This is a genomic window from Streptomyces sp. NPDC101227, from assembly GCF_044767545.1.
Classification (GTDB): Bacteria; Actinomycetota; Actinomycetes; order Streptomycetales; family Streptomycetaceae; genus Streptomyces.
On record NZ_JBIWOD010000003.1, the window covers coordinates 328282 to 355221 of the forward strand.

28 protein-coding genes are annotated in these 26940 nt (G+C 70.0%); 12 read left to right on the plus strand and 16 right to left on the minus strand.

Features of this window, described 5'->3' with window-relative positions; all coding sequences use genetic code 11:
- Positions 1-54 precede the first annotated feature (54 nt).
- The 6 genes from ACIRPT_RS08255 to era all read left to right on the plus strand — a co-directional run bounded on the left by ACIRPT_RS08255 (position 55) and on the right by era (position 5040).
- Positions 55-1068: a PhoH family protein gene (locus ACIRPT_RS08255; RefSeq protein ID WP_403824022.1), complete on the plus strand. Its 1014-nt coding sequence runs from the start codon at positions 55-57 to the stop codon at positions 1066-1068.
- Positions 1069-1127: 59 nt separating this feature from the next.
- Positions 1128-1625 (plus strand): rRNA maturation RNase YbeY, encoded by a 498-nt coding sequence (ybeY, locus tag ACIRPT_RS08260; RefSeq protein ID WP_400061305.1) that lies wholly within the window; start codon positions 1128-1130, stop codon positions 1623-1625.
- A gap of 13 nt (positions 1626-1638) precedes the next feature.
- Complete coding sequence (locus ACIRPT_RS08265; RefSeq protein WP_403824026.1) at positions 1639-2970, plus strand: hemolysin family protein; 1332 nt, start codon at positions 1639-1641, stop codon at positions 2968-2970.
- Positions 2971-3170: 200 nt separating this feature from the next.
- Complete coding sequence (locus ACIRPT_RS08270) at positions 3171-3569, plus strand: hypothetical protein (RefSeq protein WP_403824029.1); 399 nt, start codon at positions 3171-3173, stop codon at positions 3567-3569.
- Positions 3570-3685: 116 nt separating this feature from the next.
- Entirely contained in the window at positions 3686-4051 is a 366-nt protein-coding gene (locus ACIRPT_RS08275; RefSeq protein ID WP_403824032.1) for a cytidine deaminase, read from the plus strand.
- 50 nt (positions 4052-4101) lie between these two features.
- A complete protein-coding gene (gene era / locus ACIRPT_RS08280; protein WP_403506703.1) occupies positions 4102-5040 on the plus strand; it encodes a GTPase Era in 939 nt (312 codons plus the stop codon).
- Between the two features lie 51 nt (positions 5041-5091).
- On the opposite strand, the gene ACIRPT_RS08285 is transcribed toward era, so the two are convergent.
- Positions 5092-6333, minus strand: coding sequence for an MFS transporter (locus ACIRPT_RS08285; protein ID WP_403824035.1), 1242 nt, complete (start codon positions 6331-6333; stop codon positions 5092-5094).
- The gene (locus ACIRPT_RS08290; RefSeq protein WP_403824038.1) at positions 6330-7703 is read right to left on the minus strand and encodes a GH1 family beta-glucosidase; all 1374 of its coding nucleotides are present in this window, start codon (positions 7701-7703) and stop codon (positions 6330-6332) included. Before ACIRPT_RS08290 ends, ACIRPT_RS08285 begins: the two co-directional genes overlap by 4 nt.
- Before the next feature lie 109 nt (positions 7704-7812).
- Here ACIRPT_RS08290 and ACIRPT_RS08295 point away from each other — a divergent pair, with 109 nt between their 5' ends.
- Positions 7813-8565: a TetR/AcrR family transcriptional regulator gene (locus ACIRPT_RS08295; RefSeq protein ID WP_403824041.1), complete on the plus strand. Its 753-nt coding sequence runs from the start codon at positions 7813-7815 to the stop codon at positions 8563-8565.
- A gap of 25 nt (positions 8566-8590) precedes the next feature.
- Positions 8591-9820 (plus strand): acyltransferase family protein, encoded by a 1230-nt coding sequence (locus tag ACIRPT_RS08300; protein WP_403824044.1) that lies wholly within the window; start codon positions 8591-8593, stop codon positions 9818-9820.
- A gap of 55 nt (positions 9821-9875) precedes the next feature.
- Here the strand turns inward: ACIRPT_RS08300 and ACIRPT_RS08305 are convergent, their stop codons facing one another.
- Both ACIRPT_RS08305 and ACIRPT_RS08310 read right to left on the minus strand, forming a co-directional pair.
- Positions 9876-10142, minus strand: a complete 267-nt coding sequence (locus ACIRPT_RS08305) for a protealysin inhibitor emfourin (protein ID WP_403506718.1) — start codon at positions 10140-10142, stop codon at positions 9876-9878.
- 82 nt (positions 10143-10224) lie between these two features.
- Positions 10225-11292 carry a M4 family metallopeptidase gene (locus ACIRPT_RS08310; RefSeq protein ID WP_403824048.1) on the minus strand — a complete coding sequence of 356 codons (1068 nt, stop codon included), beginning with the start codon at positions 11290-11292 and terminating at the stop codon, positions 10225-10227.
- A 334-nt stretch (positions 11293-11626) separates the two neighbouring features.
- Between ACIRPT_RS08310 and leuA the strand changes: the two genes are divergently transcribed.
- Both leuA and ACIRPT_RS08320 read left to right on the plus strand, forming a co-directional pair.
- Positions 11627-13405 (plus strand): 2-isopropylmalate synthase, encoded by a 1779-nt coding sequence (leuA, locus tag ACIRPT_RS08315; RefSeq protein WP_403506723.1) that lies wholly within the window; start codon positions 11627-11629, stop codon positions 13403-13405.
- Positions 13406-13678: 273 nt separating this feature from the next.
- Complete coding sequence (locus tag ACIRPT_RS08320) at positions 13679-14386, plus strand: TerB family tellurite resistance protein (protein WP_403824625.1); 708 nt, start codon at positions 13679-13681, stop codon at positions 14384-14386.
- Positions 14387-14823: 437 nt separating this feature from the next.
- On the opposite strand, the gene ACIRPT_RS08325 is transcribed toward ACIRPT_RS08320, so the two are convergent.
- The 8 genes from ACIRPT_RS08325 to ACIRPT_RS08360 form a co-directional block, all read right to left on the minus strand.
- The gene (locus ACIRPT_RS08325) at positions 14824-16107 is read right to left on the minus strand and encodes a cytochrome P450 (RefSeq protein WP_403824051.1); all 1284 of its coding nucleotides are present in this window, start codon (positions 16105-16107) and stop codon (positions 14824-14826) included.
- Complete coding sequence (locus ACIRPT_RS08330) at positions 16032-17453, minus strand: cytochrome P450 (RefSeq protein ID WP_403506729.1); 1422 nt, start codon at positions 17451-17453, stop codon at positions 16032-16034. Before ACIRPT_RS08330 ends, ACIRPT_RS08325 begins: the two co-directional genes overlap by 76 nt.
- Positions 17454-17547: 94 nt before the next feature.
- Positions 17548-18120: a GTP-binding protein gene (locus tag ACIRPT_RS08335; protein WP_403506732.1), complete on the minus strand. Its 573-nt coding sequence runs from the start codon at positions 18118-18120 to the stop codon at positions 17548-17550.
- A 10-nt stretch (positions 18121-18130) separates the two neighbouring features.
- Positions 18131-18490, minus strand: a complete 360-nt coding sequence (locus tag ACIRPT_RS08340) for a DUF742 domain-containing protein (RefSeq protein WP_403506735.1) — start codon at positions 18488-18490, stop codon at positions 18131-18133.
- Positions 18487-18921, minus strand: a complete 435-nt coding sequence (locus tag ACIRPT_RS08345) for a roadblock/LC7 domain-containing protein (RefSeq protein WP_403824055.1) — start codon at positions 18919-18921, stop codon at positions 18487-18489. Before ACIRPT_RS08345 ends, ACIRPT_RS08340 begins: the two co-directional genes overlap by 4 nt.
- Positions 18918-20495, minus strand: a complete 1578-nt coding sequence (locus ACIRPT_RS08350) for an ATP-binding protein (RefSeq protein ID WP_403824058.1) — start codon at positions 20493-20495, stop codon at positions 18918-18920. Before ACIRPT_RS08350 ends, ACIRPT_RS08345 begins: the two co-directional genes overlap by 4 nt.
- 220 nt (positions 20496-20715) lie before the next feature.
- Positions 20716-21006, minus strand: a complete 291-nt coding sequence (locus ACIRPT_RS08355) for a DUF397 domain-containing protein (RefSeq protein WP_403824060.1) — start codon at positions 21004-21006, stop codon at positions 20716-20718.
- Positions 21003-21842 (minus strand): Scr1 family TA system antitoxin-like transcriptional regulator, encoded by an 840-nt coding sequence (locus ACIRPT_RS08360; protein WP_403824063.1) that lies wholly within the window; start codon positions 21840-21842, stop codon positions 21003-21005. Before ACIRPT_RS08360 ends, ACIRPT_RS08355 begins: the two co-directional genes overlap by 4 nt.
- 109 nt (positions 21843-21951) lie before the next feature.
- On the opposite strand from ACIRPT_RS08360, the gene recO reads away from it, so the two are divergent.
- Both recO and ACIRPT_RS08370 read left to right on the plus strand, forming a co-directional pair.
- The gene (gene recO, locus ACIRPT_RS08365) at positions 21952-22698 is read left to right on the plus strand and encodes a DNA repair protein RecO (protein WP_403824066.1); all 747 of its coding nucleotides are present in this window, start codon (positions 21952-21954) and stop codon (positions 22696-22698) included.
- Between the two features lie 26 nt (positions 22699-22724).
- A complete protein-coding gene (locus tag ACIRPT_RS08370; protein ID WP_403506750.1) occupies positions 22725-23543 on the plus strand; it encodes an isoprenyl transferase in 819 nt (272 codons plus the stop codon).
- A gap of 63 nt (positions 23544-23606) precedes the next feature.
- On the opposite strand, the gene ACIRPT_RS08375 is transcribed toward ACIRPT_RS08370, so the two are convergent.
- The 4 genes from ACIRPT_RS08375 to ACIRPT_RS08390 all read right to left on the minus strand — a co-directional run bounded on the left by ACIRPT_RS08375 (position 23607) and on the right by ACIRPT_RS08390 (position 26877).
- On the minus strand, positions 23607-24050 hold the full coding sequence (locus ACIRPT_RS08375; RefSeq protein WP_403506753.1) for a Fur family transcriptional regulator: 444 nt from the start codon (positions 24048-24050) through the stop codon (positions 23607-23609).
- Positions 24051-24218: 168 nt separating this feature from the next.
- Complete coding sequence (locus ACIRPT_RS08380) at positions 24219-25115, minus strand: metal ABC transporter permease (RefSeq protein ID WP_403824070.1); 897 nt, start codon at positions 25113-25115, stop codon at positions 24219-24221.
- Positions 25115-25909 (minus strand): metal ABC transporter ATP-binding protein, encoded by a 795-nt coding sequence (locus ACIRPT_RS08385; RefSeq protein WP_403824073.1) that lies wholly within the window; start codon positions 25907-25909, stop codon positions 25115-25117. Before ACIRPT_RS08385 ends, ACIRPT_RS08380 begins: the two co-directional genes overlap by 1 nt.
- Positions 25906-26877, minus strand: a complete 972-nt coding sequence (locus tag ACIRPT_RS08390) for a metal ABC transporter substrate-binding protein (protein WP_403824076.1) — start codon at positions 26875-26877, stop codon at positions 25906-25908. The genes ACIRPT_RS08385 and ACIRPT_RS08390 overlap by 4 nt, the downstream gene beginning before the upstream one ends.
- Positions 26878-26940 lie beyond the last annotated feature (63 nt).

Below are 26940 nucleotides of genomic sequence, written 5' to 3' on the forward strand. Positions count from 1 at the left end.
CAGGCGCCTCCGAAGAGCAAAGGATGGGGGTTGAGCAGGCTACCGAGCCGGCCCATGACGCAGACACCCATGCAACCGCAGGCGAGCGCCCAGTTCACCGTTCCGGCCAAGCACCCGATGGTGACGGTCCTCGGATCGGGAGACTCGCTGCTGCGGGTGATCGAAAAGGCCTTCCCGGCGACCGACATCCATGTCCGGGGCAACGAAGTCAGCGCTGTCGGAGATGCCCGGGAAGTGGGCCTCATACAGCGTCTGTTCGACGAGATGATGCTGGTGCTCCGCACCGGACAACCGATGACGGAGGACGCGGTGGAACGCTCGATCGCCATGCTGCGCGCGGCGGAGGACGGCGAGGGCGCGGTGGGCGAGACGCCCGCCGAGGTGCTGACCCAGAACATCCTCTCCAACCGGGGCCGCACGATCCGCCCCAAGACCCTCAACCAGAAGCGCTACGTCGACGCCATCGACAACCACACCGTGGTCTTCGGCATCGGCCCGGCCGGCACCGGCAAGACGTACCTGGCCATGGCCAAGGCCGTCCAGGCGCTCCAGGCCAAGCAGGTCAACCGCATCATCCTCACCCGCCCCGCGGTCGAGGCCGGCGAGCGGCTGGGCTTCCTGCCCGGCACCCTCTACGAGAAGATCGACCCGTATCTGCGCCCGCTCTACGACGCGCTGCACGACATGCTCGACCCCGACTCGATCCCGCGCCTGATGGCGGCGGGCACGATCGAGGTGGCGCCGCTGGCGTACATGAGGGGCCGGACGCTCAACGACGCCTTCATCATTCTCGACGAGGCGCAGAACACCAACCCCGAGCAGATGAAGATGTTCCTCACCCGCCTCGGCTTCGAATCGAAGATCGTCATCACCGGTGACGTCACCCAGGTCGACCTGCCGGGCGGCACGAAGAGCGGTCTGCGCCAGGTCCGGGAGATCCTCGACGGCGTCGAGGACGTCCATTTCTCCCTCCTCACCAGCAAGGACGTGGTCCGGCACAAGCTCGTGGGCCGTATCGTCGACGCCTACGAGAAGTACGACAGCCGCAACGGCCGAAACGGCCAGTAAGCCGCACGGCCGGTCAGCACCGATCCGCTCAGCGCGAGAAGCGAGACGAAACACCTCCCATGTCGATCGACGTCAACAACGAGTCCGGAACGGACATCGACGAGCAGGCCGTCCTGGACGTCGCCCGCTATGCCATTGCCCGGATGCGCATTCACCCGCTCTCCGAGCTGTCCGTCATCGTCGTGGACGCCGAGGCCATGGAGCAGCTCCACATCCAGTGGATGGACCTGCCGGGTCCGACCGATGTCATGTCCTTCCCGATGGACGAGCTCCGTCCGCCGGCCAAGGACGACGAGGAGCCCCCGCAGGGGCTCCTCGGTGACATCGTGCTGTGCCCCGAGGTCGCCAAGAAGCAGGGCGAGGAGGCCCCGACCGGCCACAGCATGGACGAGGAGCTCCAGCTGCTCACCGTCCACGGCGTGCTGCATCTGCTCGGTTACGACCATGAGGAGCCGGACGAGAAGGCCGAGATGTTCGGCCTCCAGGCGGCGATCATCGACGGCTGGCGGGCCGAGCGGGGCCTGACCGGCCCCTCGCCGGCCCCCACCATGTCGTAGCCGGACGCCCACGATGACCACACAGCTGATCGCGGTCGCGGTCCTCCTCGTCGTGATCGCCTGGCTCGCCGCCTGCGCCGAGGCGGGCCTGGCCCGTACGACGAGCTTCCGCGCCGAGGAAGCCGTCCGCTCCGGCCGCCGCGGCAGCGCCAAGCTCGCCCAGGTCGCCGCCGATCCCACCCGCTATCTGAACGTCGCGCTGCTGGTGCGGGTCGGCTGCGAGATGGCTGCCGGCGTCCTGGTCACCTACGCCTGCCTGCGCTCCTTCGAGGAGACCTGGCAGGCGCTGGCCGTCGCCATCGCCGTGATGGTGCTGGTCTCCTATGTCGCCGTCGGCGTCTCCCCGCGCACCATCGGCCGCCAGCACCCGCTCAACACCGCGACCGCCGCCGCCTACGTCCTGCTGCCGCTGGCCCGCATCATGGGCCCCATCCCGCAGCTGCTGATCCTCATCGGCAACGCCCTCACCCCCGGAAAGGGCTTCCGCAAGGGCCCGTTCGCCTCCGAGGCCGAGCTGCGCTCCCTGGTGGACCTGGCCGAGCAGGAGTCGCTGATCGAGGACGAGGAGCGCCGCATGGTGCACTCCGTCTTCCAGCTCGGCGACACCCTCGTGCGGGAGGTGATGGTGCCGCGTACGGACCTGGTGTCCGTCGAGCGATTCAAGACCATCCGTCAGGCGCTGACGCTGGCGCTGCGGTCCGGCTTCTCCCGGATCCCGGTGACCGGCGAGAACGAAGACGACGTCGTCGGTGTGGTCTACCTCAAGGACCTCGCCCGCAAGGTGCACATCAGCCGGGACGCGGAGACCGAGCTGGTGTCGTCGGCGATGCGTCCTGCGGTCTTCGTGCCCGACACCAAGAACGCCGGCGATCTGCTGCGCGAGATGCAGCAGGACCGCAATCACGTCGCGGTGGTGATCGACGAGTACGGCGGCACGGCCGGCATCGTCACCATCGAGGACATCCTGGAGGAGATCGTCGGCGAGATCACCGACGAGTACGACCGCGAGCTGCCGCCCGTCGAGGAGCTCGGCGACGGCCGCTACCGCGTCACCGCCCGGCTGGACATCGGCGCCCTCGGCGAGCTCTACGGCCTGGCCGAGCTCGACGACGAGGACGTCGAGACGGTCGGCGGGCTGCTCGCCAAGCTCCTGGGACGGGTGCCGATCGCGGGCGCCACGGCCGAGATGGATCTCTCCGGCGACACCCACGATCCCGGGCTCAAGGCCCTGCGGCTGACCGCCGAGTCCCCGGCCGGCCGCCGCAACAAGATCATCACGGTGCTCTGCGAGCCGGTCCGCCAGGAGGGCGGCAGCGGCGCCGACGAACAGCGCTCCGAGAACTGACCCCGCGTCCGCCGACGGGCGCCGCCCGCGCGGGCGGCCGCCGCCTTTCCGTTCTCGCGTACTGATCCCGAGTGCACTGCAAGTTTTCTGCATTCCATGTTTCGGGAAGGTGGATTCCGCCCCGATGACCATGGAAAGATCGCTCTGGCCGGTTGCCGACAGCGCGCCAACCGCGATGTCCGAGAGGAAGCTTGCGAGGAATGCGTGCATTCAATGCGGCGGTTGGTGCGGTCGCCGTCGCGGCGCTGTTGGCCGGCTGTTCCGGCAGTTCGGAAAGCAAGGACGGCTCCGCACGGAGCGATGACGGGAAGGTTTCCGTCCGGTTCAAGGTGGAGTCGAACCTTCCGCTGAATATCTCCATGACCGGTACCCGGGATTCCGGTGGACATATCGAGGAATTCAAGAAGGTCAAGACTCCGTGGTCCAAGACCGTAAAGGTGGAAAAGGGCCGCTATCCGGGCGTTTCGGTGGCGCCGGTGGACGCCGCCAAAAAGGGGGAAGTGAGGTGCGAAATGCAGGTTTCCGGAAAACTCGTCGACGAGGATTCGGGCACCGGCACCGGCCCCTCCCTCGTTGTGGACTGCAGCGGCGCCACCTGATGGCTGCTGCCTGCTGAAGAGCGGTTGCCCCGGCGCAGGGGAGCGGGGCAACCGCCGTCTTCAGCCTCGAGTACTCGGTGGCGGGCCGACGGACCGCCCCGCATATGCTCCCCGGTATGACCGACTCCGCACCGCTGGACCCCGAAGACCGCAAGATCATCACGCTCGCGCGCTCGGCGCGGGCCCGTAACGGTGTGCCCGAGGGGGCAGCCGTACGGGACGAGACCGGCCGCACCTACGTCGCCGGGACCGTCGCCCTGGACTCGCTCAAGCTGAGTGCGCTGCAGACGGCCGTGGCGATGGCCGTCGCCAGCGGCGCCACGTCCCTGGAGGCCGCGGCCGTGGTCACCGAGGCCGAGCGGGCCGCGGACACCGACCGTGCGGCCGTACGGGACCTCGGCGGGCCCGAGACCCCGGTCCTCGTCGCGGGCCCGGACGGCACCCTGCGCAGCACCGTCCCCGCGGGCGGGCCCGGGGCCTGACCCCCCGGCGATGGTCGGCGCGGCTCCGGCGATCAGGGAGAATGGGCGCCATGAGCGTCCGTACAGACTCCTCCGCCCCGCACCGCGCCGGCTTCGCCTGCTTCGTCGGCCGTCCGAACGCGGGTAAGTCCACCCTTACGAACGCTCTGGTGGGCACGAAGGTGGCCATCACCTCCAACCGGCCGCAGACCACCCGCCACACCGTCCGCGGCATCGTGCACCGCCCCGAGGCCCAGCTGGTCCTCGTGGACACCCCCGGTCTGCACAAGCCGCGCACGCTGCTCGGCGAGCGCCTCAACGACGTCGTGCGCACCACCTGGGCCGAGGTCGACGTCATCGGCTTCTGCCTGCCCGCCGACCAGAAGCTCGGCCCCGGCGACCGCTACATCGCCACCGAGCTGGCCGGCATCAAGAAGACCCCCAAGGTCGCCATCGTCACCAAGACCGACCTCGTCGACTCCAAGGCGCTGGCCACCCAGCTGATCGCCATCGACCAGCTCGGCAGGGAGCTGGGCATCGAGTGGGCGGAGATCATCCCGGTCTCGGCCGTCGGCGACCAGCAGGTTTCTCTCCTCGCCGACCTCTTGGTCCCGCTCCTTCCCGAGAGCCCCGCGCTCTACCCCGAGGGTGACCTCACCGACGAGCCCGAGCAGGTCATGGTCGCCGAGCTGATCCGCGAGGCCGCGCTGGAGGGCGTACGGGACGAGCTGCCGCACTCCATCGCGGTGGTCGTCGAGGAGATGCTCCCGCGCGAGGACCGCCCGGCCGACAAGCCCCTCCTCGACATCCACGCGAACGTCTACATCGAGCGCCCCAGCCAGAAGGGCATCATCATCGGCCCCAAGGGCAAGCGCCTGAAGGAGGTCGGCGTGAAGTCCCGCAAGCACATCGAGGCGCTGCTCGGTACGCCCGTCTTCCTCGACCTCCACGTCAAGGTCGCCAAGGACTGGCAGCGCGACCCGAAGCAGCTGCGCAAGCTCGGCTTCTAGAAGGAGCCCGCGGCCCGCCGGAACCGCCGCCCCTGCCGGCGGACCGGTGCCCTACGCCACGCCCCGGATCCGCCGTACCAGCACCGCCCCCACCAGCCCGATCGCCGCCGCCACCGCGTACAGCACCCGGTAGCCGCCGAGGTGGTTCACGATCGGCGCGGCCAGCGCCGGAGCGGCCACCTGGGGCAGCGAGTTGGCGATGTTGATGATGCCGAGGTCCTTGCCGCGATGGGCGGCGGCCGGCAGGACGTCCGTCATCAGGGCGAGGTCGACGGAGGTGAAGACGCCGAAGCCGATGCCGAGCAGCGCCGCGGCGCACAGCGCGCCGGTCCAGGTCTGCCAGGTGCCGAGCAGCAGGGTGGCCGCCGCCATGATCACCCCCGCCCACAGGACGAACGGCTGCCGGCGGCCCACCCGGTCCGACCAGATGCCGCCGACGACCACGGTGGCCAGCAGGGTCACGCCGTTGAGCGCGGTCAGGATCAGCACCCCGCCGTCCGGGTCCGGATGGTGCAGCGCGTCCCGCAGGTAGTACAGGAGATACAGCAGCGCCAGCGCGTTGCCGAGGTTGATCAGGAAGCGGGTCAGCCAGGCCCAGCCGAGGTCGGGGTGGCGGCGCGGCGCGAGCCAGAAGCCGGCGAGGAAGGCGCGCCGGGTCAGCGGCGGGCGGGCGGCGCGCGGCAGCACCGGGTCCCGGTGGAGGAGCGGGTAGGGGAGCGTGGCCAGCACGGTGAAGGCGGCGCAGGCCAGGTAGCCGGCGGTGATTCCGCCCGTCACGGTCGCCAGGCCCGTGCCGACGACGACGCCGAGGATCTGGGCCGCGCCCAGCCAGCCGCCCACCGCGCCGCGCTGGAGGTGCGGGACGCGGTCCGGGACGGCCGCGGTGATCGCCGCGAACGCCGCGTTGAGGGTCAGCTGGACCAGGCACCAGCCGACCGCCATCGCGAAGACCGTACGCGCCCCGGCGAGCAGTACCAGCGCCGCCGCCCCGCCCAGCACACCGGCCAGGATCCAGGGCGTACGGCGCCCGTACCGCGAGGTCGTACGGTCCGAGAGCGCGCCGAACAGCGGGTTGGACAGGAGCGAGACCGCGGCGCCGAGGCCGGTCACCCATGCCAGCACCGATTCCTTGGAGGTGCCGGGCGGCGCGAGTTCGGCGGCCTGGAGGGCGAGCAGGATCTGGATCGGGCCGTACCAGCCGACCCAGATGGCGCCGTTGGCCAGCGAGAGGGACGCCGTCCAGCCGCGGCCGACCCGCTCGGTCGGTTCCGCCAGGGGCGCGGGGGCGCTCACCCCCTGGCCTGGTCCCGCAGGGCGTCCCGCAGCCAGTGGTACGAGGCCTTCGGCGTACGGGCCAGCGTCGCGTAGTCGATGTGCACGAGGCCGAAGCGCCGGGCGTAGCCCTCGGCCCATTCGAAGTTGTCCATCAGTGACCAGACGAAGTAGCCGCGGACGTCGGCCCCGGCGGCCATCGCGTCGTGCAGCGCCCGCAGATGCCCGTCCAGGAAGGCGATCCGGTCGGTGTCCTCGATGCCCTGGTAGGAGCAGCCGTTCTCGGTGATCACGACCGGCGGCAGGCTCGCGCCGTAGCGCTCCCGGAAGGAGAGGAGCAGTTCGGTGAGGGCGTGCGGGACCACGGGCCAGCCGAAGTCGGTACGGGGGTAGCCCTCGATCTCCCTTGGCGAGAAGGGCAGTTCGGGGGGCAGCGCGATCCCGGCGAAGTCCGCGGGCTCGGCCGCGTCCGGCTGCGGGGCGCCGACCAGGGTGGGCTGGTAGTAGTTGATCCCGTACCAGTCCAGCGGCTGGGAGATGAGCTTCAGGTCGTCGGCGACGGGTCCCGGGAGCATCGCGGCGATGCCCTCGTCCGGATAGCGGCCGAGCAGGACGGGGTCCGCGAACAGCCGGTTGAGGAGGAGGTCGTAGAAGTCGGCGGCCTCGGTGTCGGCCGCGGATTGAGAGGCCTTCCAGGTGGGGCCGTGGGAGTTGGCGATGCCGATGCTGGTGGCGCCGCGGGCGCGCAGCGCCTGGACGGCGAGGCCGTGGCCGAGCAGCTGGTGGTGGGCGGCCGGCAGCGCGTCGAAGAGCAGCGTCCGGCCGGGCGCGTGCTGGCCCAGCCCGTAGCCCAGCAAGGTGAGTTCGGCGGGCTCGTTGAGCGTGATCCAGCGCTCCACCCGGTCCCCGAGCCGCGCCGCCACGGCGTCCGCGTACGCCGCGAAGTGCTCCGCGGTCTCCCGTACGAGCCAGCCGCCGCCCTCTTCCAGGGCCTGCGGGGTGTCCCAGTGGAACAGCGTCGGCACGGGCGCGACCCCGGCCGCCAGCAGTTCGTCCACCAGCCGGTCGTAGAAGTCCAGCCCGGCCGCGTTGACCGCCCCGCTGCCGTCCGGCACCACCCGGGGCCAGGCCACCGAGAAGCGGTAGGCGCCGACGCCGAGTTGCCGCAGGAGCGCGACGTCCTCGCGGTAGCGGTGGTAGTGGTCGGTGGTGACCCGGGCGTCGGACCCGTCCTTGATCCGCCCGGTCTCCGCCGCGAACGCGTCCCAGGCGGAGCGCCCCCGCCCGTCCTCGTCCACCGCGCCCTCGATCTGGGCGGCGGAGGTCGACACGCCCCACAGGAAGTCGCGGGGGAACCGGGGGAGGGGCGAGGCCGCGGGCTCGGTTGTCATGCGCCGGATCTTCGTTTACCGCCGGTAACAGCGTCAAGAGGTCGCACCGTCCCGGGAGTTGAGGCGGCGCCGCTGGACAACGGCTGGCCGGTCGGCCCATAATTTGGCCATGCGGTCAAAAAATAATCCCGGTGGCCAGGACGGCCTCGGGGAGGGTGAACGGGCGTCACCGGAGCGGGAGCCGGAGCGCTCGTTCATCGAGAAGGCGCGGCGCGCCCAGATCATCGACGCCGCCGTCGAGACCATCGCGGTACGGGGGTTCGCGAAGGCCTCATTGGCGCAGATCGCGGAGCGGGCGGGGATCAGCAAGGGCGTGATCTCGTACCACTTCGCGGGCAAGGCCGAGTTGATCGAGCGGCTCGTCGAGCAGGTCTACGGGGACGTCGGCGCGTTCGTCGGCGCCCGGCTCGCGGAGCGCGCCGAGGCGTCCGGATGGCTGCGCGTCTACATCGAGTCGGTCGCCGCGTACATGTACGACCACCCGAGCCGGCTCGCCGCGCTCGGCGAGATCTTCAGCAACTTCCGCACCGCCGACGGGGCCCCGCACTACGGCATCGCCTCGAGCGAACCGCTCTACGCAGCTCTGGAGAACGCCTTCCGGGAGGGCCGGAGCCGCGGCGAGTTCCGCGCGTTCGACGACCGCGTCATGGCCGTCAGCCTCCAGGCCGGGATCGACGACATGTTCGCGTACTGGAGCGCCCACCCCGAGCACGATCTGGCGGCGCACGCCCGCGAACTCGCCACCCTCTTCGAGCACGCCACGCGCGCGCCGGCCGCCCAGCCCGGCACCGAACCCGAACCCGAACCGCACGACACCGCACCCGATCGCACCGAACCAACCGAACTGCCTGACCTGCACTGACCTGCACTCAACGGGGGAGTAGTTGATGACGGACGAACCAGAGCGAACGACCGTGCGGACGGGACCCGAGCCCGTCGCCGCGCGCCCGCCGCGCGCCCGCATGCTCTACGTCGACAACCTGCGCATCGCGCTGACGGCGCTGGTGGTGCTGCACCACACCGCCGTCACCTACGGCAACATCCCCGCCTGGTACTACACCGAGCCCGCACGGGATGGCTCCGGGCTGGTCCTGGACCTCTTCGTCATGCTCAACCAGGCGTTCTTCATGGGCTTCTTCTTCATGATCGCCGGGTTCTTCACGCCGGCCTCCTACGACCGCAAGGGCGCCCGGCCGTTCGTCCGGGACCGCCTCAAACGGCTCGGCATCCCGCTGCTCGCCTTCCTGCTGCTGATACGTCCCCTGACGGGCGTCGGCGGGTACCTCGACCTGCGGGCCGAGTTCGCCGCCCAGGGCAAGGACCTGCCCTACTGGCTCTACTACCTGCTGAGCTGGGACGCGGGCCCGCTGTGGTTCGTCGAGGTACTCCTCGTGTTCGCCGCGCTCTACGCCCTCGTACGCCGCCGCCGAACGCGCCGCCTCCTGGCTGCCGACGGCGCCGCCGTCAGCGACGCCGTCAGCGACCCCGGCCGCGCGCCGGTGCGGGCCCCGCGGCCCCTGCGGCCGCTCGCCATCGTGCTCTTCACCGTCGCCCTGGCCCTCGCCACCTACCTGTGGCGCTTCCTGGTGCCCAACGGCAGCTATCTCCCCTACGTCGGCCTGCCCACGCCCAGCTTCCTCCCTCAGTACGCGAGCTTCTTCGTCCTCGGGGTGCTCGCCCACCGCCGTGGCTGGCCGGGGACGCTCTCCCGCGCGGCGGGCCGCATGGGCTTCGCCGTCGCCACCGTCGCGACGCTCGCCTATCTGCCGGTCGTCGTCGCCGCGAAGCCGGGCGAGCTGGACGGGCACGGCAGCTGGCAGTCGCTGGCGGGGGCCGCATGGGAATCGACGTTCGCCATCGGCATCGTGCTCGGACTGACCGTCCTCTTCCGCGAGCGCCTCAACCGGCAGGGAGCCGGCGCGGCGTTCCTCTCCCGCCACGCCTTCGCGGTGTACGTGATCCACGCGCCCGTGCTCGTCGGCCTCGGTTACGCGTTCCGCTGGCTGCACGCTCCGGCGGCGGCCAAGTTCGCGCTCGTCGCCGCCCTGGCCCTGCCGCTGTGCTGGGCCGTCGCCTACGCCGTCCGCTCCCTGCCGCGCGCCGACCGCGTGCTGTGACGCGGGCGCCGCGGGGTCCGGCCGCCATCGGGGCGGGCCCCGCGGCGGAGCGGCCCTACCCGCCTTCCTTCAGCACCCGCGTGATCAGCTCCCGCTGCTCGTCCGTCAGCCGGGGGTCGGCGCAGTACACCGTCCGCCCGTCGACGGTGAGCTGATAGCGGAAGCCGTCCGGCACCCCGACGGGCGGGGTGTCATGGGCGTCGGCGAGGGACTGTTCGGCCAGGGTGTGCCACTCGTCGGCATCGGACCGCGCCGAGGTGTCGACCTCGGCGCGGCGCTCGATGCCCGCGAAGCCACCGGTGCGCCGGATCTCAATACGCATGGTGGCCTCCTACCCCGTAGGACGCGGAGCACCGCCCGCACGGGACCTTCCTCGCCCTTATGCGCTCACGCGCGTGCGTGCCCTACTCGGTGCTCACCCCGACCTGGGTCCACGCCTTGACCATGGCCTCGTGCTCGTCCCCGGCGCCGAAGCGGGCGCGGGCGGCGCCCACGGTGAGCGCGGCGAAATCGGCGAACTTGGCGTCCTTGGCGAGATCGCCGCCGGTCAGCACGTCGTACCAGACCTGTCCCGCCTTCTCCCAGGCGTTGCCGCCGAGGGCGGTGGCGGCCAGATAGAAGGCGTGGTTGGGGATGCCGGAGTTGAGGTGCACGCCGCCGTTGTCGTCGGCGGTCTCCACATAGCCCTTCATCGTCGCGGGCTGCGGGTCCTTGCCCAGCACATCGTCGTTGTACGCGGTCCCCGGCGCCTTCATGGAGCGCAGTGCCTTGCCGGTGACGTTCGGGCCCAGGAGCCCGGCGCCGATCAGCCAGTCGGCCTGGTCCGTGCTCTGGCCCAGCGCGTACTGCTTGATCAGGGAGCCGAAGACGTCCGAGATGGATTCGTTGAGCGCCCCGGACTGGCCCTGGTAGTCAAGGTTGGCGGTGTACTGGGTGACGCCGTGGGTGAGCTCATGGCCGATCACGTCGACCGGGATGGTGAAGTCCAGGAACAGGTCGCCGTCGCCGTCGCCGAAGACCATCCGCTCGCCGTCCCAGAAGGCGTTGTCGTACTTCTGGCCGTAGTGGATGGTGGCGTTCAGCGGCAGCCCGGCGCCGTCGATGGACTTGCGGCCGTAGACCTTCAGATAGAGCTCGAAGGTGGCGCCCAGGCCGGCGTGCGCGCGGTTGACGGAGACGTCCTTGGCGGGCTTGTCGGACTCCGCGTGCACCTTCTTGCCGGGCACCGTCTCCTGGTGCCCGGCGTCGTAGATGGTGCGCTTCGGCTTGTCCGCTGCGGCGTCGGGCTCGCCGGGGGTCAGGCCGCGGGCGACGATGTCGAGGCGGCGGGCGCGGTGGGTGTCGTCGTGCTCCAGGGTGCGGCGGGCGTGCTCGTGCGCATCCGCGAGGTTGCTGAGGATGTGCGGCGGGACGATGGTGCAGAAGACCGGGGTGGCGGGCATCTGGGTGCGGTCCATGTGAGTGAGGTCCATGAACAAAAAGGTGGCACTCTGTAACTCAGTTGTCACTCCCGGCGGCCGAGATTCCCGAAAACGTGTGGTTCGTCGCACTTAGGCCGTTACGTCCGTCCGGTCCCGCATACTGATACGCGACGACCGGTCATCGCGATCCTCGGTTACGCTGCTGAGCATCATGCGTTTCGGGCTGCTTCTCCTTAGCTGCCGCGGCGAGGGCCTGTAGTCGTAGGCCGACCCCCTCCCCGCGGAGTTCGGTGTTGCGGAAATCCGCCCCGTCGGCCTCTCCCGGCTCTTGAGGAGCAGGGGGAACACCCATCCTCTAGTGGACACACGAGGAGCCCCACGCATCATGTCGAATCCGTCGAGCCCCGCCGAGAACGCCGTCGGTCGCCGTACCCCCCTCACGACCGCGACGCAGCGGCAGCGGCCCTCCGGGATGCCGATCCACAAGTACGGCCGCTACGAGGCCGTCGAGATCCCCGACCGCACGTGGCCGGACAACCGGATCACCGTCGCGCCCCGCTGGCTGTCCACCGACCTCCGCGACGGCAACCAGGCGCTGATCGACCCGATGTCGCCGGCCCGTAAGCGCGAGATGTTCGACCTGCTGGTGCGCATGGGCTACAAGGAGATCGAGGTCGGCTTCCCCTCGTCGGGCCAGACGGACTTCGACTTCGTCCGTTCCATCATCGAAGAGGGCGCGATCCCCGAGGACGTGACCATCTCCGTCCTGACCCAGGCGCGCGAGGAACTGATCGAGCGCACCGTCGAGTCGCTGCGCGGCGCCCACAGCGCCACCGTGCACCTCTACAACGCCACCGCGCCGGTCTTCCGCCGGGTCGTCTTCCGCGGCTCGAAGGACCAGGTCAAGCAGATCGCCGTGGACGGCACTCGGCTGGTCATGGAGTACGCCGACAAGCTGCTGGGCGACGAGACCGCCTTCGGCTACCAGTACAGCCCGGAGATCTTCACCGACACCGAGCTGGACTTCGCGCTGGAGGTCTGCGAGGGCGTGATGGACGTCTGGCAGCCCGAGCCCGGCCGCGAGATCATCCTGAACCTGCCCGCCACCGTCGAGCGCTCCACGCCCTCCACGCACGCCGACCGCTTCGAGTGGATGTCGCGCAATCTGTCGCGTCGCGAGCACGTCTGCCTGTCCGTACACCCGCACAACGACCGCGGTACGGCCGTGGCCGCCGCCGAGCTGGCGATCATGGCCGGCGCGGACCGGATCGAGGGCTGTCTGTTCGGCCAGGGCGAGCGCACCGGCAACGTCGACCTGGTGACGCTGGGCATGAACCTGTTCTCGCAGGGTGTCGACCCGCAGATCGACTTCTCCCAGATCGACGAGATCCGCCGGACTTCCGAGTACTGCAACCAGATGGAGGTCCACCCCCGCCACCCCTACGCGGGCGATCTGGTCTACACCGCCTTCTCCGGCTCCCACCAGGACGCCATCAAGAAGGGCTTCGACGCGATGGAGGCCCAGGCGGCGTCCGTCGGCAAGACCGTCGACGAGATCGAGTGGGCGGTCCCGTACCTGCCCATCGACCCCAAGGACGTCGGCCGCTCCTACGAGGCCGTCATCCGCGTCAACTCCCAGTCCGGCAAGGGCGGTATCGCCTACGTCCTGAAGAACGACCACAAGCTGGACCTGCCGCGCCGGATGCAGATCGAGTTCTCCCGGATCATCCAGGAGAAGACCGACTCCGAGGGCGGCGAGGTCACCCCGGCCGCCATCTGGTCCGTCTTCCAGGACGAGTACCTGCCCACCCCGGAGAACCCCTGGGGCCGGATCGCGCTGCGCAGCGCCCAGACCTCGTCCACCAGCGACGGCACGGACGCGCTGACCGTCGAGGCCGTGGTCGACGGCGACGACACGGTGCTGACCGGCTCCGGCAACGGCCCGCTGGCCGCGTTCTTCGACGCGCTGCACGCCATCGACGTGGACGTGCGCCTGCTGGACTACGTCGAGCACACCATGAGCGAGGGCGCCGGCGCCCAGGCCGCCGCGTACATCGAGTGCGCGATCGGTGACAAGGTGCTGTGGGGCGTCGGTATCGACGCCAACATCGTCCGCGCCTCGATCAAGGCCGTCGTCTCGGCGGTCAACCGCGCGGCGCGCTGACCGGACCGGCTCGTCACGGCGCCCCGCCGCTCGCGCAGAGCGGCGGGGCGCCGTGCGTTGTCCGCCTGGTGAGCGGTGACCCCTTGCGTTCCGGCCAAGACCGCCGTCCTCGTTGGAAGGCGTTGCCGCCGGTGATTGGGCGCGCCGCCGGGTAGCGGCCCCCTGTCATCCGGCCAGTTACCCGGCACAAGGTACTGACGGCGCATCAACGATGTGGCTAACATCACGTCCCATGACGGCAACGGGGCCGCAGGGTGACGGAGGGCTGACGTGATGCACAAGATGTGTGTGATGGGCGTGCGCACGTCCTGGCGTACCGTCGCCGACGGGGAATTCTTCTGCCCGGACTGCGGCGGGGACCGCAACTACCTCCGCAGGGCCGGCCGCCGCCGGCTCACCGTCCTCGGCGTCCCCCTCCTCTCGCGCGGCGCCGCGGGCCCGGTCCTCGAATGTTCCGCCTGTCATGGGCACTTCGGTCTGGACGCCCTCGATCACCCCACCACCGTCCGGCTCTCCGCGATGCTCCGGGACGCCGTCCACACCATGACGCTCGCCCTCCTTGCCGCCGGTGGCACCTCCTCCCATGCGGTCCGCAAGAGCGCCGTCGCCACGGTCCGGGCGTCCGGGTTCGCCGACTGTTCCGAGGACCAGCTGCTCACCCTCCTCGCCGCGCTGGCCGCCGACACCGGGCGGCTGACCGGCACCTACGACGCGGTGACCGGCGGCGACTGCGGCCACCACGGCCTCGACCCGTGCGGCACCGCCCTGGCCATAGAGCTCCATGAGTCCCTGGAGCCGCTGGCCCCCCATCTCGCCCCGGCCGGCCGCGAATCCCTTCTCCTCCAGGGCGCCCGGATCGCCCTCGCCGACGGCTCGTACACGCCCGCCGAACGCGAGGTGCTGGCGACCGTCGGCGCCGCGCTGATGCTCTGCCCGGCCGACGTCAACCGGCTGCTGGCGGCGGCGCGGACGCCGTCCTGAGGCCTTTCTGAGGCCGTCCTGGGGCTTTCTGAGGCCGTCCTGGGGCTGTCCTGCGGTTGCCTTGAGGCCGTCCTGAGGCCGCCCTGAGGCCGTCCTGAGGCCGCTCGGGAGGCGGAGCTGCCGGCCGTCGAGGGTTCTCGGTACCTGGTCCCGTCCCCGCGCGTGCACGGCGAAATCTCGGTGCGGGCGCGTTGGCGAAGACGCCGGCAAGGACGGGGCGAACACGCGGCGAGGACGGGGCGAATGCGCGGGCGCAGGGTGCAGGGCGTACGCGAGCGGGGTGCGGCGGGTTGACGCGTGAAGCGGCCGGCCGCTCGATGCAACCGAGCGGCCGGCCATGGTGTTTCAGATATCAGAAGCGAAATGCGGAGGTACCAGGGGTACTGGCGGTACCGGGGGTACGGGGGGAGCGACGATGACCGACGACGAGATACCTATCAGGCCGACGCCGGCAGCGACGCCGCCGAATCGGCCTCGGCCCCGGCCACGGACTCGGCCCCGGACGTGAGCCTGACGGGGAGGGCCCGGTAGCCGCCGGAGATGAACCCTTCGATCGGCACCAGCTGCTCGGTCGGGACGGCCAGTTCCAGGTCGGGGAAGCGGTCGAAGATGGCCGGCAGGGCGATCCGGGCTTCCATGCGGGCGAGCGGGGCGCCCAGGCAGTGGTGGACGCCGTGGCCGAAGGCGAGGTGTTCCTGGCCGGGGCGCTGGATGTCGAAGTCGGCGGCCGTGGTGCCGTGCTGTTCGGGGTCGCGGCCGGCGGCCACGTACGACGGCACGATCGCCTCGCCCTTGCGGATGGTGGGGCCGCCCGGGATCTCGATGTCCTCGACCGCGAAGCGCAGCGGGAGATTGGCGATGCTGGGGTCCCAGCGGAGCGTCTCCTCGATGACGTCGTTCCAGGAGGCCTTGCCGTTGCGGACCAGCTCGAGCTGCTCGGGGTGCGTGAGGAGGGCGTGCACCGCGTTGCCGATCAGGTCGACGGTGGTCTCGTGACCGGCGACGATGACCAGAAGGAGGGTGTCGACCAGCTCCGTCTCCGTCATCCGCTCGCCGTCGTCGTCCCGGCCGCTGACCAGCAGGCTGGTCAGGTCGTCGTCGGGGTTCTCCCGCTTGAGGGCGACCAGATTGCTGAGCAGCGTATGGATGTCGACGGCCGTCTGACCGGCCTGTTCGGGGGTGAGAGTGGGGTCCATGATCGCGTCGGAGAGCCGGGACAGCTCGGTGCGCATGTCACCGTCCGGTACGCCGAACAACTCGCAGATGACCTGCATGGGGAGGGGGTGGGCGAAGTCTCCGCGGAGGTCGACGACCTCGCCCGCCGGCGCGGCGGCGAGCTTGTCCAGCAGTGCGGCGGTGATCCGCTCGACGCGCGGGAGCATCGCGTCGGTGCGGCGCGCGGTGAACGCCGGGGCGATCAGCTTGCGCAGCCGGCGGTGGTCCGCGCCGTACGCGGTGAACATATTGGTGACGCCGACCCAGGTCTGCAGCCAGCTGTCGTGGTATTCGCCGCGCTGCCAGGCGGGCCAGTGCTGGCGCGGGTCCTTGGAGACCCGGGGGTCGGTCAGCAGGTCCTTGAGGAGGGAGTGACTGGTGATGGCCCAGGCGTGTACGCCGGCGGGTATCTCTATCAGGACCGCGGAGCCTAGCTCGCGGAGGCGGGCTGCCTCTCCGTGGATATCGGCTCCGGTCGGGTCGATGACGACGGGCTGCTGTCCCATGGGGTAGCTCCTGCCTGATCGGGGGTGATGGGGGTGAAACGGGCCGGAAGAGCGGTGAGGGCGCGCTGGAAGGCGCCGGGACGCCACTCCAACTGGTCCGGTGACACGGCGAGTTCGATGTCCGAGAGCCATGCGGTGAGCCGCTCGATCGCGGTGGTCACGATCACCATGGCGTGCCGCTGGACGGGGCAGGCGTGGGGGCCCGAGGCCCATGCCAGATGCGAGCCGCCGCCCGTACGGTTCTGGTCGAGGGTGGTGGCGCCGAACTGGCCGTTGGCTGCCGCGTAGGAGACCAGCACCAACTGGCCCTGGCGTACCCAGGTGCCGTGGAAGAAGACATCACGGCGGGGGTAGTGCGCGGAGTAGTTGGCCATCGGCGGGTCGTTCCACAGCACCTCGTTGATGGCGTCCCGCGCAGTGAGGGCGCCGCCGGAGAGGGTGTTGTAGTAACGGTCGTCGGACAGCATCCGGGAGAGCGCGTTGCCGATGAGGTTGGTCAGCGGTTCGTTGCCCGCCGCCATCGTCAGCACGATCTGCGGGATCACTTCCTCGTCGGACAGCCCGTTGGGGTGGTCCATGAACCAGGAGGTGAGGTCCGGGCCGCGCTGGGCCTTCTTCGCCGCGATCAGTTCCATGATGTAGGTCGTGAACGCGGCGTCCGCGGTGGCGGCCGACTCGGGGTCGGCGGCCTCCATCAGCCCGGCGATCGCGGAGATCAGCCGCTCGCTGTAGGAGTCCGGCATCCCGAAGAGGTCGTTGAACATCATCAGCGGCAGCAGCCGGGCGTACTCGCCGATGAGGTCGACCTCGCCGTTGGCGCCGAACGCCTGGATGAGGGTGTCCGCCGCGTGCCGGACCTTCGCGCGCAGGATGTGCGGTTCGACGAGCTCGAAGCTGTCGGAGATGACCTGCCGGTAGCGCCGGTGCGTCTCGCCGTCGTTGAACAGGGCGTTGGGCCGGTAGCCCAGCATCGGGATGACCTGGGAGTCGGGCGCTACGGTCTTCTGCCAGTCCCGGGAGTCCTTGGACCAGGTGGCGGTGTCGTTCAGCAGATCCAGCGCGGCCCGGTAGTCGATGACCAGCATCGCCGTCACATCGGGGGCGATCTCGACGGGCGCCAGCGCGCCGTACTGGCGCAGATAGTCGTAGAACCGGTTCGGATCGGCGGCGAACTCCGGCCCGTACAGCTTGAGGGGGGCGTAGGGATCGGGCCGGCCCAGCGGGTGGTGGGCGGGCTGCTGCCAGCCGCCGGTGTCAATGCCGCCGCCGGTGCTGTCGGCGCCGCCGTGCGCGTGCGCCGGGCAGCCGGGCGGGGGAGTGGCACCGGGGGGGTGCGGGGAAGTCACGAGTTCTCCTGGACGACGGTGGTGTCAGGGGCATGCCAGAGGCCGCGTCGGGGCCGTCGCGGGGACGTGAAGCCCTGGCCGGTTGTCGTGCGCCCTACTGGTTTTCCTGGGGCGTATGCGCCAGCACATGCGTGACCAGCGCGATCAGCGCGTCGACGGACTGGCCCCGGTCCCGGGCGTCGCACAGCACCAGCGGCGTGTCCGGGTGCAGATCGAGCGCCTCGCGGAGCTTGTCGACGTCGTAATGCGGCGCGTCGGGGAAGGTGTTGACCGCGACCGCATAGCGCAGCCCGGCCTCCTCGATGATGTCCATCACCTCGAAGGAGTCCGCCAGCCGGCGGGTGTCCGCGAGGACGAGGGCCCCCAGCGCGCCGCGCGCGATATCCGCCCACAGGGGCCGGAAACGCTTCTGCCCAGGGGTGCCGAAGAGATACAGCACCAGGTCTCCGGGCAGCGTCAGCCGCCCGAAGTCGATCGCGACGGTGGTGGTGGTCTTGTCCCGGACGCCGGCGAGATCGTCGACGACCGCGCCGGTCTGCGTCATGACCTCTTCGGTGTGCAGCGGCGGGGTTTCGGACAGCGTACGGATGAGCGTGGTCTTGCCGACTCCGAAAGGCCCCGCGACCAGGAGTTTGACGAGTGTCTGGTCGGCGCCGGAAAGATACATGCCGCCGGTGCTAGGACTTGAGAGAGCGGAGTCCATCGAGAACCCTCTCCAGGATCTGCCGGTCGAATTGCTCGGCTTCGGGAATGGGGACACGGGCGAACAGCCGCCCGGCATCGACGAGATCGGCCACCAGCACCTTCACCACGCTGACGGGCAGCTGAAGGTGGGCGGCGACCTCCGCCAGAGACAAGGCCCCGGGCTGCAACAACTCCAGGATGCGCCGCTCTTCGGGGCGGACCTCACTGGTGATCGGCATCGACGCGCTGTGCAGCAGCGAGAGCCGGTCCAGGGTGTTGCGGCTGGGGCGGGCGCGGCCACCGGTGGCCAGATAGGCCGGTACGAGGCGCCTGTTGCTCTGGCGGGGGGTCATGCGGAGTTGCCCAGATCTCGCGCCGGGCTGTTCATGACCTTGGCGCCCAGGGTCGACACCTGGATCTGCATATGGTGCGCGACGACCCCCATGTTCACGTCGGGCGCCGCGAAGACCGCCAGGCAGGTGTTCTCACCTGCGGGTATCGCGAAGACCCAGCCCTCCTCGGACTCGATCACGGTCTGCCGCAGCTTGGCGTCGTGCTGCTCGGCGAAGGCCGCGGTCACCGCCCGTCCGGCGCCCTGGAGTGCGGACATCATGGCCGCTACGCCCTCTGCGGCATCCCGCTGGAGACCGGGCGAGGAGCCCTCGATGAAACCGTCACCGGAGATAACGGCGGCGTGGATAACATGCGGCAGCTCCAGAAGAGGCGCCAGCACCCAGGACTTGTCCTCGATGCTGCGGCGGCGAGCGGGGGCGGGGGTGTTCATGACTGGGCGTTCCCTTCGGTACTGCGAGGGGGCTGTGACTGTTGTGCTGCGGCCCGCCCGGATTCGGTGCCGTGCTGGAGTGCGGCCCAGCGGGAGGCGGTCTCCTCCGGGGTGCGTGCGGACTGCGGTTCGCTGCGGGGGGCGTTCTGGTCGAGCTCGGACACCGGATTGCGGCGGCGCCGGCGCGGAAGTTCGGGCTCGTCCCCCATGCCGGGCCCGGAACCCAACTCGGAACCGAACCCGGGAGCGGGCGCCGAGGCGGGCGCCGCAGCGGGTCCGGCGGCGGGAGCGGCGACGCCGAGGGCGCTGGTGTCGTACAGATCCGCCGGGTTGGGCGCCGGAGCCGATACGGGTGACGCGGACGAGACGGGGGACGCGGGCGGGGCCGCCGGCGAGGAAACGGGGGCCGGGGACTGGTGCGCGGCGCGGCCCGGGTTGCGGGTCGGCAGCGTGCCCCGGTCCTGTGCGCCGGAACGGTGGGGAACAGGAGCCATTACGGACATGGGCTGCCGGCTCTCGTCGAGGATGGTGAGCAGGGGGTCGCCGGGGATGTAGACGATCGCGCGCACCCCGCCGTACGGGGAGGCCTCGATGTGCACCCGGTAGCCGTACTGCCGGACCAGCTGTCCGGCCGCCGCGAACCCGGTGCGCGGCGGGTCCCCGAGCGTGGTGAGCAGCAGCTCCTCGTCACCGGACAGCAGCTTCGCGGCGTGCTTGAGCTCCTCCTCGTGCATGCCGACGCCGTAGTCGTCGATGATGACCGAGGCACCGCGGTTGCCCTGCTGGAGGATGACGTTGACGGGCAGTTCCTGGTGCGAGTGGTGCAGCGCGTTGGCCAGCAGCTCGGTGACGGTGATCGCGATCGGCTCGACCGCGCGGGCCACGACGGCGATCGGGTCGCGCAGCTGGTTGGTGATCTGCACGCGCTCATAGCCGCGCAGCCGGGAGGTGGCGCCGACGACCAGCTCGGCGAGATAGGAGTCCTCACGGGTCAGCCCCGGCCAGGCGGCACAGACCACACCCGTCGCCTGAATGCGCCGCAGCGCCTGCTCGTTGAGGAAGTCCGCCGCCAGCAGGTCCTGCGCGACGTTCGGGTCGTCGTAACGGTGCTGCATTCCCTGGAGCTGGGTCTGGAGCTGGTAGAGCAGCGCCTGGATGGTGGTGGTCGCGCCCCGCAGCGTGGACTGGGCGGCGGCGTCGACCCGCTCCCGCTCCTTCGTCACCGCCTCCGCGATCTGCTCCAGCACGGTGTTCAGTGCCTGGTCGGTCTCCGACCCGGCGAACCGCGAGTCCAGCAGCCCCCGTACGGGCACATGCGGATGCGCCAGCGCCAGGGTCAGATCGGGGAGGCGGGCCCCCGCCAGATGCCGGATCTCGGCCTCGGTCGCCCGCAGACGGGCCGTCAGCTCCGTGTTGGCGTGCAGTGAGGTCGAGTTCTGCTCCTCAGCCGTGCTGAGGCGTTGTCTCAAGGCGGCGCTGTGCATCCTCGCGCGGATCACAAAGGCCGCGAGCACCAGGGCGGCGGCCGTTCCAGCGCTGAGGCACCACAACAGCGCCTCGGGTATGGATGTCATCGGGATCCTCGGGTGGGGGAATGTGGTGGCCGGCCCACAGCGTTGTGTTGCCGATCATCACGCGATGCTACCGGGGACATGACGTCCTGTGAGGCCCTCGGTAAGGCCTGCGTGAGAAATGCCGAAGGTCGCATTCCGCCCCGTGTGGGCGGACGAATACGTGATGCGGCCCCGCGGTCGTAAGGGCGACGGCGGGGCCGGTTTCTTTCTTGATGCACCATTAACTCGCGTGCAACGCACCGTTCTTGACGGACGTGACGAAGGCGGTCCAGCCGGCGGCCGGGATGACCAGGGCCGGGCCGTGGGGGTCCTTGCTGTCCCGGACGGGGACGACGCCGGGTATGTCGTCACGGACCTCGACGCAGTTGTCGGAGGCGCCGCTGCTGTAGCTGCTCTTGCGCCAGCGGACGGCGCCGGGGAAGTCGTGGCCGACCTCGATGCAGTCTCCGCCGTTGTGGTCGCTGTAGCTGCTCTTGCGCCACTGGACGGTGGCCAGGGTGTATCGACTCATGTGGCCCTGTAGCTCTCCGCCGCCGACTCGATCAGAGACAGGCTCGCCTCCGGCGACAGCGCGGCGGCCCTGAGGAGATCGTAAGTCGCCGTGGCGCGTCTCACCATTGCTGGCTCTTCGAACGGTCGGCCCCAAAACAGGGCCTCCGTATAGACGATGGGCGGTCCGTCCGCGAAGTGCATGAGCTTCATGGGGTGGGACATGGCAGCGTGTGCGCCTTGCGCACAGGGGATCACCTGAATCACCGTCTGCCGACCGCGGACGAGGGCCGCGAGGTGATCCAGCTGCTCGGCCATGCAGGCCGCGCCGCCGACCGGGATGCGTAACGCGTTCTCGTGCACGATCGCCCAATGCTCGGGCTTTCCCGGGCCCTTGAAGATCCGTGCACGCTCCATCCGCGCTGCGACCCTTTTGCTCAGCTCCTCGCCGCAGGCGTACGGGGCGGCCGCCTGCATCACCGCTCTGGCGTATGTCGGCGTTTGCAGCAAGCCGGGTACGAGCGTGACCTCGTGCTCGCAGATCTTGGTGGCGAGGGTTTCCAGCTCGGCGATCTTCGTGAAGTAGGACTCGTACGGCGATTCATCGAGCAGCTTGCGGGACAGCCGCTCAAAAAATCCGTCCGTCTCCAGGGCAGCATCGATCTGGGCCGCCAATTCCGGCGACGGCCTGCGCCGTACCGCCTCGAATGCGCCGATGTAGGAGGCGGAGACGAAAACCCGCTCCCCCAACTCCTCCTGCGTCAAGCCGGCCGCCAGTCGGCGATCTCTGAGTTCCGAGGCCAGGAACTCCCACCCGGCCTCCTGCGACTCGCGAGGTCGGCGTTTGGACATGGGCATCACCATTCCTTTCCCGAGGCAGGCTAGTGCCGCTGCGTCACCGCGAAGATACGAACAGTGAAATCCCTCCGGTGCGGGCGCCCGCGCGCCCATGCGCGAGAATGACGCCATGAGTCTGTTCCGCGACGACGGCATCGTGCTGCGCACCCAGAAGCTGGGTGAGGCGGACCGGATCATCACGCTGCTGACCCGGGGCAACGGGCGGGTGCGGGCCGTGGCCCGCGGCGTACGGCGGACGAAGTCGAAGTTCGGGGCGCGGCTGGAGCCGTTCTCGCACGTCGATGTGCAGTTCTTCGCGCGGGGCGGCGAGCTGATCGGCCGCGGGCTGCCGCTGTGTACGCAGAGCGAGACGATCGCGGCGTACGGCGGCGGGATCGTGACGGACTACGCCCGCTATACGGCCGGTACGGCGATGCTGGAGACGGCCGAGCGGTTCACCGATCACGAGGGCGAGCCGGCCGTACAGCAGTACCTGCTGCTCGTCGGCGCGCTGCGGACGCTCTCCCGCGGCGAGCATGCGGCGCACCTCGTGCTGGACGCGTTCCTGCTGCGCTCGCTCGCCGTGAACGGTTATGCGCCAAGTTTCGACAGCTGCGCGCGGTGCGGAATGCCCGGTCCCAACCGGTTCTTCTCGGTCGCGTCCGGCGGCGTGATCTGCGGCGACTGCCGGGTGCCGGGGAGCGTCGTACCCTCCTCGGAGGCCATCGTCCTCCTCGGCGCGCTGCTCACGGGTGACTGGGAGACGGCTGATGCGTGTGAGGCGCGGCATGTCCGGGAGGGCAGCGGGCTGGTCGCGGCGTATTTGCAGTGGCACCTGGAGCGGGGCCTGCGCTCCCTCCGGTACGTAGAGAAGTAGCGAACGACATAGGAGTTGTGGGGCGCATGGCACGACGCGGGATTCTGGGGCGTAAGCGGCGCGAGTACGAGACGCCCGAGCCGCACCCGTCCGGTGCGCGTCCGCCGAAGATTCCCGGCGAACTCGTCCCGAATCACGTGGCGGTCGTGATGGACGGCAACGGCCGCTGGGCCAAGGAGCGCGGGCTGCCGCGTACCGAGGGCCACAAGGTCGGCGAGGGCGTCGTCCTGGATGTCCTCAAGGGCTGCATCGAAATGGGCGTGAAGAACCTCTCGCTCTACGCCTTCTCCACGGAGAACTGGAAGCGGTCGCCCGACGAGGTCAAGTTCCTCATGAACTTCAACCGGGACGTCATCCGCCGGCGCCGTGACGAAATGGATGCGCTCGGTATTCGTATCCGCTGGGTCGGGCGGATGCCGAAGCTGTGGAAGTCCGTGGTCCAGGAGCTCCAGATCGCCCAGGAGCAGACCAAGGACAATGACGCGATGACGCTGTATTTCTGCGTGAATTACGGCGGTCGCGCGGAGATCGCGGACGCGGCGGCGGCCATCGCCGCGGACGTACGGGCCGGAAAGCTGGACCCGTCGAAGGTGAACGAGAAGACCGTCGCGAAGTACATGTACTACCCGGACATGCCGGATGTGGATCTCTTCGTGCGGCCGTCCGGTGAGCAGCGGACCTCGAATTACCTGATCTGGCAGAGCGCCTACGCCGAGATGGTCTTCCAGGACATCCTGTGGCCGGACTTCGACCGCCGGAACCTGTGGGAGGCGTGCCTGGAGTACGCGAAGCGGGACCGCCGGTTCGGCGGCGCACAGCTGGCGGCGGGCGAGTCCGCCACCTGAGACCGGTGAGACACAGCGAAGGCCGCCTCCCGTGGGAGGCGGCCTTCGCTCGTGTGCTTGCCGCTACTTCTTCTGGTCCGCGGTCCCCTGCGCCGCGCGCTGCGCGCAGTCCCCGCACGTCCCGAAGATCTCGATGGTGTGCGCGACATCGCGGAAGCCGTGCTCGGCGGCGATCTGGTCGGCCCACTTCTCGACCGCCGGGCCCTCCACCTCGACGGCCTTGCCGCAGGCGCGGCACACCAGGTGGTGATGGTGATCGTCGGTGCTGCACCGGCGGTAGACGGCCTCGCCCTCGCTGGTGCGCAGTACGTCGACCTCGCCGGCGTCCGCGAGCGACTGGAGCGTCCGGTAGACGGTGGTCAGCCCGACCGAATCGCCCCGGTGCTTGAGCATGTCATGCAGCTCCTGGGCGCTGCGGAACTCGTCGACCTCGTCGAGTGCGGCCGACACCGCGGTTCGCTGCCGCGTCGACCGGCCGCGTACCGGAGATCCCGCGCTCGTCGCCACCGTTGCCTCCCTAGGACGTCAGGACTGTCAGGAATTCCCCCTGCACGTGCGTCGGCCATTGTGCCAGGTGATGACTGGAACCTTGGGTGGACGCTTACACCTACAGCTATCGAGTCTCTCCGTCCGGAGCGATCGGGTCGTTCCGTCTACAGCTCTTGGATCTCTCCGTCACACGCTGACATCGTCCGCGGCAGAGGTGCGGCTGCCGGGTACCTCCAGGGTGCACCCCTCGCCCGTACTCGCGGCAGCCCTCGCGCGCTTTTTTGCCAGCGGCGCGGCGAGCGCCGTGAAGATCACGAAGAGGCCGATCGCGAAGAGGACGATGGTCGCGCCGGACGGGACGTCGACGTAGTACGAGGTGGCGGTGCCGGTGAGGGTGACCGTCACGCCGATCCCGAGGGCGGCCGCGAAGGTCACCGCGAAGCTGCGGCTGATCTGCTGGGCGGCCGCGACCGGGATCACCATCAGGGCGCTGACCAGCAGCAGGCCGACGACGCGCATGGCGACGGTGACGGTGACCGCGGCGGTGACGGCGACCAGGAGGTTCAGCAGCCGCACGGGCAGGCCCGTCACACGGGCGAACTCCTCGTCCTGGCAGACCGCGAACAGCTGGCGGCGCAGCCCGACGGTGATCGCCAGGACCAGGGCGGCGAGCACGCAGATCGTGGTCATGTCCTGCGGCGAGACCGTGGTGATCGAACCGAAGAGGTACGTGCTGAGGTTGGCGTTGGAGCCCGCGTCGGAGAGGTTCATCAGCATCACGCCGCCCGCCATACCGCCGTAGAACAGCATGGCCAGCGCGAGGTCGCCGCGGGTCTTGCCGTACCAGCGGATCAGCTCCATGACGACCGAGCCGGCGACGGCGACGAGGGTGGCCATCCAGACCGGGCTGGTGTTGAGCAGGAAGCCGAGGCCGACGCCGGTGAGGGCGACATGGCCGATGCCGTCGCCCATCAGGGCCTGGCGGCGCTGGACGAGGTAGATGCCGATGGCGGGTGCGGTGACGCCGACGATCAGGGCGGCCAGCAGGGCCCGCTGCATAAAGGCGTAGTCGAGGATTTCCATCAGGTCAGCAGCCCCGTCCGGATCGGTTCCGCGGCCGGGTCGGCGTGCGGGTGGACATGGTCATGGCCGGGCAGCGCGTGCTGGCCCACGGCCTCCGGCGGCGGGCCGTCGTGGACGACGCAGCCGTCGCGCAGCACCACCGCGCGGTCGATCAGCGGCTCCAGCGGGCCCAGCTCGTGCAGGACGAGAAGGACGGTGGTGCCGCGGGAGACCTGTTCGCGCAGCGCGCTCGCGAGCACCTCCTGGCTGGCGAGGTCGACGCCGGCCATCGGCTCGTCCATGATCAGCAGTTCCGGTTCGCCCGCCAGGGCGCGGGCTATCAGCACCCGCTGGTGCTGCCCGCCGGAGAGCGCGTTGACGGAGTCCTTGGCGCGGTCCGCCATGCCCACCAGCTCCAGGGCGTGGTGGACGGCGGCCCGGTCGGCCTTGCGCAGGATGCCCAGCTTCGTACGGGCCAGCCGGCCGGCCGTGACGACCTCGCGGACGGTGGCGGGGACGCCGCTGGAGGCGGTGGTGCGCTGGGGGACGTAGCCGATGCGGGCCCAGTCCTTGAAGCGGCGGAACTCCGTACCGAAGAGGGACAGCTCGCCGCCGGTGAGCGGGACCTGGCCGATGACGGACCGCACGGCGGTCGACTTGCCGGAGCCGTTGGCGCCGAGCAGCGCGACGACCTCGCCGGAGCGGACGGTCAGGTCGACGCCGCGCAGCACGGGGCGGGCGCCCAGCGAGGCGGTGGCGGCGCGCAGATTGATGATCTGCGCCGGGAGCGGCTCGTTCACGGTGACCTCCGTCATTTGCTGCCGAGTGCCTTCTGGAGGGCGGCGAGGTTGGCCCGCTGCACGCCGAAGTAGTCCTTGCCGCGCGATTTGTCGGTGATCCCCTCGAGCGGGTCGAGGACATCGGTCTTCAGATGCAGATCGCCGGCCAGCGCCTGGGCCGTGGCCGGGTTGGCGATCGTCTCGAAGAAGACCGTGGAGACGTGGTGCTTGACGGCGAGGGTGTGCAGGTCCTTGATGCGGTGGGCGCTGGGCTCGGACTCGGGGTCGACGCCGCTGATGGCCTCCTCGGTCAGCCCGTAGCGCTCGGCGAGATAGCCGAAGGCCGCGTGGGTGGTGAGGAAGGTGTCGGACGCCTTGTTCTTCAGCCCGTCCCGGAAGTCGTTGTTCAGCCCGTTCAGCTTCGCCACCAGGGCGTCGGTGTTCTTTCGGTAGTCGGCCTTGTGGGCCGGGTCGGCCTTGGTGAGGGTCTTGCCCACGCCCTTGGCGACCTCGGCGAACTTCACCGGGTCGAGCCAGATGTGCGGGTCGTTGCCGCCCTCTTCGCCTTCTTCGGAGTGGCCGCTGTGGTTGTCGCCCGTGGTGTGGTGGTGGCCGTCGACCTCGTTGCCGTGTTCTTCGAGGCGGGTGAGGGAGGCCGCGTCGGCGACGTTCTTGACGCCGGACTGCTTGATCGCTTCGTCCACGGCGGGCTGCAGGCCCTTGAGGTAGACGATCGCGCCGGACTCGCCGAGCTGGGCGGTCTGCTTCGGGGTGAGCTCCAGGTCGTGCGGCTCGACGCCCGGCTTGGTGAGGTTGGCCACCTGGACGTGCTTGCCGCCGATCTGCTCGGCCAGGAACTGCATGGGATAGAACGACGCCGTCACCCGCAGCCTGCCGTCGGCGGTGCGGCCGCTGCCGGCGGTGGAGCAGGAGGAGAGGGCCAGCAGGCCGAGCGCCGTGGCTCCGGCTACCGCGGCGATGGATATCTGACGGCGTACGTTCATGACAGTCATTTTCAACAATAGTGGAAACGATTGTCAACAGCGTTGGGGGTGGGTGTGAGCGGC